This window comes from Natronococcus sp. JC468, from assembly GCF_012163165.1.
Classification (GTDB): Archaea; Halobacteriota; Halobacteria; order Halobacteriales; family Natrialbaceae; genus Natronococcus; species Natronococcus jeotgali.
In genome coordinates, this window is sequence record NZ_JAAVUO010000037.1 from 17,558 (window position 1) to 28,073 (window position 10,516).

12 protein-coding genes and 1 pseudogene are annotated in these 10,516 nt (G+C 68.9%); 6 read left to right on the forward strand and 7 right to left on the reverse strand.

What is annotated here, in order from left to right; all coding sequences use genetic code 11:
• The first annotated feature begins 28 nt into the window (after positions 1–28).
• Positions 29–193: a hypothetical protein gene (locus GWG54_RS16520; RefSeq protein ID WP_167938811.1), complete on the forward strand. Its 165-nt coding sequence runs from the start codon at positions 29–31 to the stop codon at positions 191–193.
• 109 nt (positions 194–302) lie between these two features.
• Entirely contained in the window at positions 303–830 is a 528-nt protein-coding gene (locus GWG54_RS16525; RefSeq protein WP_167938812.1) for an HTH domain-containing protein, read from the forward strand.
• Positions 831–923: 93 nt separating this feature from the next.
• Here the strand turns inward: GWG54_RS16525 and GWG54_RS16530 are convergent, their stop codons facing one another.
• From GWG54_RS16530 to GWG54_RS21205, 4 genes are all read right to left on the reverse strand, one after another.
• Entirely contained in the window at positions 924–1,088 is a 165-nt protein-coding gene (locus GWG54_RS16530; RefSeq protein WP_167938813.1) for a hypothetical protein, read from the reverse strand.
• Positions 1,089–1,176: 88 nt separating this feature from the next.
• Positions 1,177–2,700 (reverse strand): MATE family efflux transporter, encoded by a 1,524-nt coding sequence (locus GWG54_RS16535; protein ID WP_167938814.1) that lies wholly within the window; start codon positions 2,698–2,700, stop codon positions 1,177–1,179.
• A gap of 144 nt (positions 2,701–2,844) precedes the next feature.
• Positions 2,845–3,834, reverse strand: a complete 990-nt coding sequence (locus tag GWG54_RS16540; protein ID WP_167938815.1) for an asparaginase — start codon at positions 3,832–3,834, stop codon at positions 2,845–2,847.
• Between the two features lie 40 nt (positions 3,835–3,874).
• The gene (locus GWG54_RS21205) at positions 3,875–4,003 is read right to left on the reverse strand and encodes a hypothetical protein (protein ID WP_280842107.1); all 129 of its coding nucleotides are present in this window, start codon (positions 4,001–4,003) and stop codon (positions 3,875–3,877) included.
• A 289-nt stretch (positions 4,004–4,292) separates the two neighbouring features.
• Between GWG54_RS21205 and GWG54_RS16545 the strand changes: the two genes are divergently transcribed.
• On the forward strand, positions 4,293–5,447 hold the full coding sequence (locus tag GWG54_RS16545) for a methionine synthase (RefSeq protein ID WP_167938816.1): 1,155 nt from the start codon (positions 4,293–4,295) through the stop codon (positions 5,445–5,447).
• 48 nt (positions 5,448–5,495) lie between these two features.
• Positions 5,496–6,233 (forward strand): SDR family NAD(P)-dependent oxidoreductase, encoded by a 738-nt coding sequence (locus GWG54_RS16550; RefSeq protein ID WP_167938817.1) that lies wholly within the window; start codon positions 5,496–5,498, stop codon positions 6,231–6,233.
• Between the two features lie 14 nt (positions 6,234–6,247).
• Here GWG54_RS16550 and GWG54_RS16555 read toward each other — a convergent pair whose 3' ends face one another.
• Positions 6,248–6,994, reverse strand: a complete 747-nt coding sequence (locus tag GWG54_RS16555; RefSeq protein ID WP_167938818.1) for a 3-oxoacyl-ACP reductase family protein — start codon at positions 6,992–6,994, stop codon at positions 6,248–6,250.
• A 184-nt stretch (positions 6,995–7,178) separates the two neighbouring features.
• Positions 7,179–7,502, reverse strand: coding sequence for a hypothetical protein (locus GWG54_RS16560; protein ID WP_167938819.1), 324 nt, complete (start codon positions 7,500–7,502; stop codon positions 7,179–7,181).
• A 197-nt stretch (positions 7,503–7,699) separates the two neighbouring features.
• On the opposite strand from GWG54_RS16560, the gene GWG54_RS16565 reads away from it, so the two are divergent.
• Complete coding sequence (locus GWG54_RS16565) at positions 7,700–9,250, forward strand: sulfatase (protein ID WP_167938820.1); 1,551 nt, start codon at positions 7,700–7,702, stop codon at positions 9,248–9,250.
• Between the two features lie 64 nt (positions 9,251–9,314).
• Positions 9,315–10,169, forward strand: coding sequence for a universal stress protein (locus GWG54_RS16570; protein WP_167938821.1), 855 nt, complete (start codon positions 9,315–9,317; stop codon positions 10,167–10,169).
• A gap of 69 nt (positions 10,170–10,238) precedes the next feature.
• On the opposite strand, the pseudogene GWG54_RS16575 reads toward GWG54_RS16570, so the two are convergent.
• Positions 10,239–10,516 (reverse strand): annotated as a pseudogene (locus GWG54_RS16575) (glycosyltransferase family 4 protein); the annotation flags it as partial.

The window sequence follows — 10,516 nt, forward strand, 5'->3', positions numbered from 1 at the left end:
CAGTGCCTTCTCGAAGTTTCTATCTGCGATGCTACTGCTCGCGATGATCGCGGTGACGATCGCGGCGGTCGTCTCGCCCCCCGACCCGTTCACGCTGGTTCTGTACGCACTGCCGCTGTTGCTCGTCGCGGCGGCGCTCGCCTACGCGCTCACGTACGGAACCCCCGACGTCCCACAGCGGCGAAACGTCTGAGCGTCCGCTCGAGCGTGTCTCGAACGGACGCCCCCTCGACGGTCGATGGGAAACTGATTCGGAAGCTGACAACCGCAACCCGTATATATAAACCGCCGTTCGTTCCGGTATGGACCAGATCGATCTGACGAACAGCCAGCGAACGACGCTCACCGCGCTGGTCAACGAGTATCAATCGACCGACTCGACCGTCAGTGCACGGGTCATCGCCGAGGAAACCGGACGGAACTCCGGAACGATCCGCAACCAGATGCAGACGCTGTCCGCTGTCGGCCTGGTCGACAGCGTCGCCGGACCCGAGGGCGGGTACGAACCGACCGACACCGCCTACCGCATACTCGAGCGACGGCGGCTGGACGACGCCGAGACCGTCACCCTCGCCCGCGACTACGACCGCGTCGACGCGACGGTCGACGAGATCGATTTCACGAACGTCCACCACCCCGACCTCTGCCGAGCCCAGATCCACTTCCAGCAGTCGGTTCGCGAACTCGAGGAGGGGGATCCGCTCGTGGTCGGCCCGACCCCGGTCTCGGACCTCGTCGTCGTCGGCGCCGTCGTCGCTACCGACGGCACGACCAACACGGTCGTCGTCGACGTCGGACGGATCCGAGCGCCGATGCCGGAGGAGACATAGCTCGTATCCCGAACGTTCGCCGTCTGCGAGACGCGTCGAGCGTTCGGCGTCCGGCAGCCGAGAGGGACGTCCCGGCAGGAGTGTTAGACGGATTCAGCGCGCGTCGTACTCGAGGCGGTCGTACTCCGCGACCTCGATCGAGCCACAGGACGGGCAGGTCCACTCGGCTCCCTCGAGTACCGTTCCGCAGTTTCGGCACTCGAAGATCGCATCGTCACGGCCGGAGAAGTACTTTCTTACTGCTGCGACAAACGACATATATTCGACTGTTCGGGGAGGAACTAACCGGTGACGCTTTCACGTGCCGGGTTGGTTCGACCCGTCCGACTCCCCGACGCCGGGCCGCTCAGTCGTGATCCTCGACGGGACCGGTCGCCGCGGGGGATGGGTCGTCGGCCGTCGCCTCGGCTTCGCGGTCTGCGTCCGGCTCGACGACGCTTTCGGTCCAGGTCCCTCGGAGGAGGTACGCTCCGGCCAGGACGACGATGAGCGCGTTCGTCAGCGCGTCGCCGACGAAGACCCCGGTCGCTCCCAGCCCGAGCGGTTCGGCGAGCCCGTAGGCCAGCAGCGGTCGGAGAACGATGAAGCCGACGATCGCGAACCCCATCGCGGTCCGGGTACTGCCGCTGCCACGGAACGCGCCCTGAACGACGTAGAACGCGCCCAGGAAGACGTACGAGAGCGAGACGATGCGGAGGTACTCGGCGCCGACAGCCGTCACCGCGGCCGATCCCGACCCCGCGACGAAGACGCCGACGATCGGTTCGGCGAGGGCGTAGACGACGCCGCTGAAAAGCAAGAAGCCGCCGGCGACGAGTCCCGTCGCGACGTAGACGCCGCGCTCGGCGCGACCGATCTGTCCGGCACCGAGGTTCTGTCCGACGACCGTCTCGACGCCCCGGGCGAGGCCGAGCGCCGGTAACACGACCATCGACGTGACCCGGGTGCCGATCCCGTAGCCGGCGACCGCCGTCGGGCCCGCGAGCGCGACCAGCGCGGTCAGAATCGTCACGCTGAACGCCTTGGTGCTCACCTCGACGCTGGCGGGCGCGCCGATCGCGACGAGCTCTCGCACCGTCTCTCGCTCGGGCCGGAAGTCGTCCGTCGAGAGCTCGATCCCGACCCGCCCCGAGAGCAACAGCCAGATCCCGACCGCCGCGGCGAGCCCCCGCGAGAGGATCGTCGCGAACGCCGCCCCCTGGACCGCCCAGCCGTCGAATCCCGTGAGCGCGAACAGCCGGGCCTCGAGGCCCTCGAGGCCCAGCCACGCGAAGGCGACGTTGTCCTGGAAGCCGAGGATGAAAAACGGGTCGATGACGACGTTGAGCGCGACGCTGACGCTCATGAGGTACAGCGGCGTCCGCGTGTCGCCCCACCCCTGCAGCAGCGACTGGAAGACGAAGAAGGCGAAGATGAAGGGCATCCCGGCGAACTCGGTCCGGGTGTACGCCAGGGCGTACTCGTACTCGAGAGTCCCGGGCTCGGCGCCGACGAACCGGAGCATCGCCGGCGCGAGGACGAACCCGACGACGGCGACGAGCGCGGAGAGCCCGAGGATGACCGAGATCGTTTGTCCGGCGACTCGAGCGATCCGCTCGAGGTTGCCGGCGCCCTTGTTCTGGGCGACGAGGACGGTTCCCGCGACGTTGAAGCCGATCCCGAAGCTGATCACCAGGAAGATGATCGCCCAGGAGAACGACAGCGCGGAGACGCCGGCCTGCCCGAGCCGACCGACCCAGAAGGTGTCGGCGAGGTTGTACCCCACCATCAGCAGGTTGGTGAGGACGATCGGTGCCGAGAGGACCACCAGCGGCCACACCAGCCCGCCGTCGATGACGTCGACCGATCGATCCCGATCGTTTCGGCTCACTGTACTCTCCGGAGTACCATCCGCGTCGCGGGGCCGAAACCCTTTCCCCGATCCGATCGGCGAGCCGATACGTCACACGGCGCCGAGCGCTCGCTCGGGCCGCGTCCTCGAGGGCGCGGGTACGATCGGCGCGCCGGGTCTGCGCTACTCCGCGGTCGGGACGCCGCGCTGGGCCTCGAAGGCCGCCCGGACGTCCTCGAGCCCGTCGAACGCCGAGAGCGCCAGACCGAGCTTGATGCGAGCCTTCCAGGGCGGCAGATCGCCCGCCGGGATCGCCCCGTGTTCGCGGACGGTACGGCTCCCGCCGGGTCCGCCGTACCGGGCGCCGACTGCGCCGTCGAAACACCGCGTCGCGACGACGACCGGCACGCCCGCCTCGATCGCCTCCGCGACGCCGTCGCCGAGCGCGGGCGTCGTGTTCCCGATGCCGCTGGCCGCCAGCACGAGCCCGTCGACGCCGTCCTCGAGGGCGCGCTCGAGCTGGCGGGCGTCGACGTCGAGCCCGCTGGGCAACATCTCGACCCGGGCGGTTAGCTCGCTCGCAGGGAGAGAAACCGACTCGCTGCCCGGCTCGCGCCGCAGCGAGAGCCCGTCGGCCGTGAGCTCTGCCACCGGTCCCGCGTCGGGCGAGGCGTACGCCTCCGGCCGTCCCGCCCGCGCCTTCGTCACCCACCTGGCGGCGTGGACGAGGTTGCCGAACGCGACGTACGCGCCCGTCTCGAAGCGGTCGTCGGCCGCGGTCCGAACCGCCTGCAGCAGGTTCGCCGGGCCGTCGGCCCCCGCCCTGTCGGCGGGTCGCTGCGCTCCGGTGAAGACTACCGGGACGTCGGCGTCCGTCACCATGTCGACGTAGTAGGACGTCTCCTCCATCGTGTCGGTGCCGTGGGTCACGACGACGCCGTCGACGCCTTCGTCGTCGGCTCGCTCGATCGCCTCGACCAGCGCGGCGACGTCCGAAACGGAGAGGTGGAAGCTGAGCTCGTCGCAGACGGACTCGACGTCGACGCTCGCGATGTCCTCAAGTTCGGGGACCGCGGCGATGAGGTCGTCGCCGTCCCTCGAGGGGGTCGCCCCGTCCGCCCCGTCGGTCGATGCGATCGTGCCGCCCGTGCTCAGTACGCGAACGCGTGGCATGTACCCGTGTCTCGAGCGGAGCTACTTGGTTCGCTCGGGCCTAGTAGTGCCTGTCGATTCCCGAGGCGGACGGCGAGACGTACTGCACGCGTTCGGTCTCGTCGGCCAGCGCGGTTTCGGTCGACTCGTCGGCGTCCTCGATCGGGCGGTCCGCTTCGGCGTCGGTCATCGTTCGTTCGACGCGGGCGCTGGTATATAATCGCTCCCGCTAATCGCACTCAGGATCTGTATACTGAGGGGGAGATCTCTAGCTCGAACGCGTTGGCTATATCGCCTAGAACACCCTTCAGGATCGATCGGTCGTGGTCCCACTCGGTGGGCCTTCGTTCGGCCCGTCTCTCGGACCTCCGGTCCGTCGGCCACAGCCCTCGCCCGCACGGAGGGGTCGCACTCGAGGCCGGCGCTCGAATACCATGGGTTATAATACGGCCTGAATATATTACTCAGGCAAGTACACGATGACAGGAACCAACGACCGAATCCGGACGACACATATCGGGAGCCTCCCGCGACCGCCCGCGCTGCTCGAGCTACTGACGGCGCGCCAGGAGGGCGAGGACGTCGACGAGGAGGAGTGGGACGCGACCGTCGACGAGGCCACGCGGGGCGTCGTCGAGCGACAGGCCGAGGTCGGACTCGATAGCATCAACAACGGCGAGCAGTCCCGGGTCTCGTTCAACTGGTACGTCGCGGACCGCCTCAGCGGGATCGAGGGCAAACGCGAGCAGGAGCTGTGGGCGGACCTCCAGGAGTTCCCCGACTACGCCGAGGAGACGTTCAAGACGGACGTCATCGACCTCTCGATGCACCCCGTCGTTACCGGTCCCGTCGAGTACACCGGCCACGAGGAAGCCGAGGCCGAGCTCGCGGCGTTCGAGGCGGCGCTCGAGGCCGTCGACGCCGACATCGAGGAGACGTTCGTGACCGCGGCCTCGCCGAGCATCGTTACGGCCACGCACGCCGACGACTACTACGACGACTACGACGAGTTCCTCTTCGCCGCCGCCGAGGCGATGGCCGAGGAGTACGAGCTCGTCGCCGACACCGGCGCGACGATCCAGATCGACGCGCCCGAACTCCTCACGGCCGGCCACACGGCGGCCTTCGCCGACGCGCCCCTCGAGGAGGTCAAAGACGTGACCCGTCTCCACGTCGAGGCGCTCAACGAGGCGCTGTCGAACGTCCCCGCCGAGCAGATCCGGCTCCACACCTGCTGGGGGAGCTACGAGGGTCCCCACCACCTCGATACGGACCTCGTCGAGATGCTCCCGGAGATCTACGAGGCCGACATCTCGGGGCTGAGCGTCGAACAAGCCAACCCCCGCCACCAACACGAGTACCGCGCGTTCGCCGAGCAGCCGCTGCCGGACGGCTGGACGCTGATCCCCGGCGTCGTCGACGTCAAGACGAACATCATCGACCACCCAGAGACGATCGCGGATCGGCTGGAACGGGTCGCCGAGGCCGTCGACGACTCGACGCCGCTTGTTGCCGCCCCCGACTGCGGTTTCGACACGCAGGCCGACATCGGGATGGTCGACCCCGAGATCGCGTGGGCGAAACTCGAGGCGCTGGTCGAGGGCGCCGCGATCGCGACCGAACGGCGCTCCTGACGCGGTCGAAGCGCCACCCCCTTCCCTCGCTTCGCGGTAGTTCCGTCCATGAGCCTACTCGACGGGGAGACGGTGATCGTGACCGGAGCGAGCCGCGGCCTCGGCGCGTCGATGGCGACCCGGTTCGCCGAGGAGGGCGCGAACGTCGCGTTGACCGCCCGCAGTCGATCCGACCTGGAGGACGTCGCCGACGGCATCGACGGCGAGACGCTCGTCGCGCACGCCGACGTCACCGACGAGGCCGCGGTACACGGGGTCGTCGACGCGACCCTCGAGGAGTACGGCGAACTGACCGGGCTCGTGAACAACGCCGCCATCGGGCTGCTCACCCTGCACGACGAACGGAGCGTCCTCCACGAGGTCGCGACCGAGGACTTCCGGCAGATCCTGGACGTGAACGTCACCGGAGTCTTCCTGTTCTCGAAGTACGCTGTCCCCGCCATGATCGAGTCGGGCGGGGGCAACGTCCTCAACGTCTCGTCGGGGCTGGGTCGTCGGGGATCTGCGACCTGGGGCCCCTACGTCGCCTCGAAGTGGGCCCTCGAGGGGATGACCCGGACCCAGGCCGAGGAACTCGCGGAGTACGGGATCACCGTCAACGCCGTCGATCCCGGCGGCCGGGTCGCGACGACGTTCTGGGACCACCTCTCGGACGACGAACGATCGGAGATCCTCGAGCCCGACGTCATGGACGACGCCGCGACGCGCCTGCTCGCCCAGGGGACAGACGGCGTAACCGGGGAATCGATGCCCGCCGACGAGTGGAAGCGGCGGCTCGACGCGTAGCGTCGTTCGGACTCTCAGTGCATCGCGTCGCCGCCGTCGGGGCTGAGCGTCTGGCCTGTGTAGTAGTCGCCGCCGTCCCCGGCGAGCAAAACCGCCGTCGGCGCGACGTCGTCAACGGTTCCCATCCGACCGAGGGGCACTTCCGCTTCCTTGTTCTCGCGCCACTCCTCGGTCGTGTCCTCGAGCATGTCCGTCTCGATCGGGCCCGGGGCGATGGCGTTGACCCGCACGTCGGGTGCGACCTCCCTGGCGAGCGCACGCGTAAAGGAGATCACGCCGCCCTTCGCGGCCGAGTAGTGGGTGAGTTCCGGGGCGCCCTTGATCCCCAGCTGCGACGCGACGTTGATCACGCGGCCGTCGCCGCGCTCGAGCATCCCCTCGATGGCGAACCGGGTGACCAGAAAGGTACCCCGCAGGTCGACCGAGACGGTTCGGTCCCACGTCTCGACGTCCATCTCGTCGAGCGTCGACGGCTCGAGCACGCCGGCGTTGTTGACGAGGACGTCGATCCCGTCGAACTCCTCCTCGACCGTTTCGACGAGTCGTCGGACCGAGTCCTCGTCGCTCACGTCGGCCTGGACCGAGACCGCGGTGCCGCCCTCGCTCTCGATCGCCTCGACCGTCTCCGCGGCGCCGTCCTCGTTCGAGCGGTAGTTGACCGCGACCGCGGCGCCCTCGCGACCGAACGCCTCCGCGATCCCGCGACCGATACCCCGCGACGCGCCGGTAACCAGGGCCGATTTTCCCTCGAGCGTACCCATAACTACCGCTATTGGGTCGCCGTCGTATCACGTTCCGCCCGGCATCTTCAGCCGCCCGTGGAGGGCTCGACCGCGGTGAGTCCTACCGGTCCGGCGTGGCGACTCCTCGAGTTCGACGGGTCGGCTCCCTACTCGGCGACGATGCGTCGACGGGATTCGGCGTCGCCGACCCCTCCGCCGCGTCTCACTCGGCTCGTCGCCAGGTCGGCGCCGCCTCGAGGGCCGAAACGGCGCTCTCGAGATCGGCCTCTGCGGCGCCGTAGAACCGCTCTCTCCCGACTGGCGTGCACACCTTGATGATGACGGTCGCGTCCGTCGCGCGGAAGATCGACAGTCGCCACGGCGTTTCGGTGTCCTCCCAGCGGCTCCGAAGCCTCGTTTCCTCGTCCTCGAGGGTGCGCGATCCCAGCGCCCAGCTCAGCCGCGTCGGCTGCGACACGTCGAGCGGAATCGCGGGCGGAAGTTCGACGGGGGCGTCGTCGACACTACGGGAGTCACGAGTTGCCATACCTCACGAGTCGGCGGTGTCGATTAAAAAAGTAGCTATTCGTCGCTCGAGCGCGCGTTCGGAGCGACGGACTCGATCGTTTCGGCTCCGCTCAGACTCGTCGACCCGCCCGTGGGACTCGCGCCCGACGCGTCGCGGACGACGCCGCCGAACGAGGAAGGCGCGTTTTATCTGAGTGGACTCACTCGTCACTCGTAATGAACGGGACACAGCAGTCGAACGTGCTCTTCGTCGTGCTGGATACGGTCCGGAAGGATCGGCTCGGTCCGTACGGCTACGACGGGGGGACGACCCCCGAGCTCTCGCGGTTCGCCGAGGAGGCGACCGTCTTCGAGTCGGCGGTGGCGCCCGCGCCGTGGACGTTGCCCGTCCACGCCTCGCTGTTCACCGGCCTGTATCCGAGCCAGCACGGGGCCGACCAGGGAAGTCCGTACCTCGAGGACGAGACCACCCTCGCGTCGGCGCTGTCGGCCGCGGGGTACGACACGGCGTGTTACTCCTCGAACGCCTGGATCACGCCCTACACCGGCCTCACAGACGGGTTCGCCGAGCAGGACTCGTTCTTCGAGGTGCTGCCCGGGGACGTCCTCTCGGGGCCACTGGCCAGCGCGTGGCAGGCGATCAACGACAACGACTACCTCCGCGACCTGGCGTCGACGCTCGTCCACCTCGGCGCGAAGGCCCACTCGAAACTCGCCAGCGGCGAGGGGGCCGACTCGAAGACGCCCTCGGTGATCGACCGGACGAAGTCGTTCGTCGAGGACAGCGACGGCGAGGAGGGCTGGTTCGCGTTCGTCAACCTGATGGACGCCCACCTGCCGTACTACCCGCCAGCGAAGTACCGCGAGGAGTTCGCCCCCGGCGTCGACCCCGACGAAGTCTGTCAGAACTCCAAGGAGTACAACTCGGGCGCCCGCGACATCAACGACGAGGAGTGGGAGGCCATCCGCGGGCTCTACGACGCCGAGATCGCCCACATGGACGCCGAACTCGGACGGCTGTTCGACTGGCTTCGCGAGACCGGTCGGTGGGAGGAGACGACGGTCGTCGTCTGCGCGGACCACGGCGAACTCCACGGCGAGCACGACCTCTACGGCCACGAGTTCGCGCTCTACGAGCAGCTGATCAACGTCCCGCTGCTCGTCAAACACCCCGCCCTCGAGGCGGACCGACGCGACGACCTCGTCGAACTGCTCGATTGCTATCACACGGTCCTCGAGGCCCTCGACGTCGACCCCGACGCCGTCGGCGAGGGCGGTGCGACCGACTTCGATCCGACGCGATCGCTGCTCTCGGACGAGTACCGGGCCTTCGACGGGGTCGCCGACCCGGATCCCGGCCAGCGAGCGCTCCCAGAGGGCGAGGACTACGCGTTCGTCGAGTACGCCCAGCCGGTGATCGAACTCCACCACCTCGAGGAGAAGGCCGACGAGGCCGGCATCGACCTCCCCGACGATCACAGGGCCTACTCGCGACTGCGCGCGGCCCGGGGCACCGACGCGAAGTACGTCCGCGCGGACCGAATCCCGGACGAGGCCTACCGACTCGACGAGGACCCGCTTGAGGAGTCTCCGGTGGATCCCGACGACGACGCCGTCGCCGGGACCGAGCGGGCGCTCGTCCGCTTCGAGGAGGCCGTCGGCGGCGCGTGGGACGATCCGGCCGAGACGACCGACGACGTCGACGCGCTGGACGACGCCGACGAGGAAACCCGCGAGCGGTTGCGCGAACTCGGCTACCTCGAGTGACCGCCCGCGCCGGCTTTCGCCACGCGAATTCGTAAACCGGGCGAGGACGTAGTCGGAACCAGCTATGTTCGACCGTATCCTCGTTCCCGTCGACGGAAGCGATCCCGCAACCGCGGCGCTCGAGCACGCCCTCGAGATCGCCGCCGATCACAACGCGACCGTGACGCTGCTCTACGTCGCGGACACGAACGAACCCAGCCAGACCCGCGTCGGCACCGACGTCGTCGACGTCCTCGAGCGCGAGGGCGACGAGATCGTCTCGAGCGCTCGCGAGCGGGCGGCGGCCCGCGACGTTCCCGCGACCACCGACGTCGTGCAGGGGGCGCCCCACGACGCGATCGTCGACTACGCCGAGCGGAAGGACATCGACCTCGTCGCGATGGGCACCCACGGTCGGGACGGCCTCGAGCGTCAGGTCGTCGGCAGCGTCGCGGAACGCGTGCTCAACGCGGCGTCGATGCCGGTACTGACGGTTCGCGCCACCGACGATCCCCCGACGTACCCCTACGAGTCGATCCTCGTTCCCGTCGACGGGAGCGACCACGCGACTGCCGCGTTGCGACTGGGCGCGGCCGTCGCCGAGCGCGGCGGCGCCGGGCTCTCCCTCCTCTCGGTTCTCGACGACCAACTGCTGGGCTCGCTCACCGGCGACGCCGAACGCGAGAGCCGAGCGCGGGACGTCCTCGAGGACGCCGAGTCGACGGCGAACGACGAGGGCGTCGACGACGTCACGACCGCCGTCGAGTCGGGCTCTGTCCCGCGGGAGATCACCGCCTACGCCGAGGACAGTGGGAACGATCTGATCGTCATGGGAACGCACGGCCGAACGGGACTCGACGAACGGTTCCTCGGGAGCATCTCTGAACGGGTCGTTCGCACGGCTCCGGTGCCGGTACTGACGACGAACCGCTCGTCGTAACCCGCGGTACCGCGGCTCCTCGTCGCGGTCGACTGCGTCCCAGGGACCGCGTTTCGCTCCGTCGAGCGGTCAGTCGCCGAACTCCCGGGGTTCGCTGCCGAAGCCCCACTCGTCGTCGCTCGCCGTCGGAACCTCCGCCGACGACCGCGCGCCCCGGTAGAGCGACTCGAGGTGTGACAGCGTGCGCTCGACGTCGTAGCGTTCGACCGCCGCCCGCGTCTCCCGCGAGCCCGCCAGACACGACTCGATCGCTTCGCTCATCCCCTCGAGGTCGCCGTAGGCGAAGCGCTCGCCGTTGTCGGGGCCGATCGTGCGGTCGAACGGGGCCGCGTCGGTCGCCGCCACCG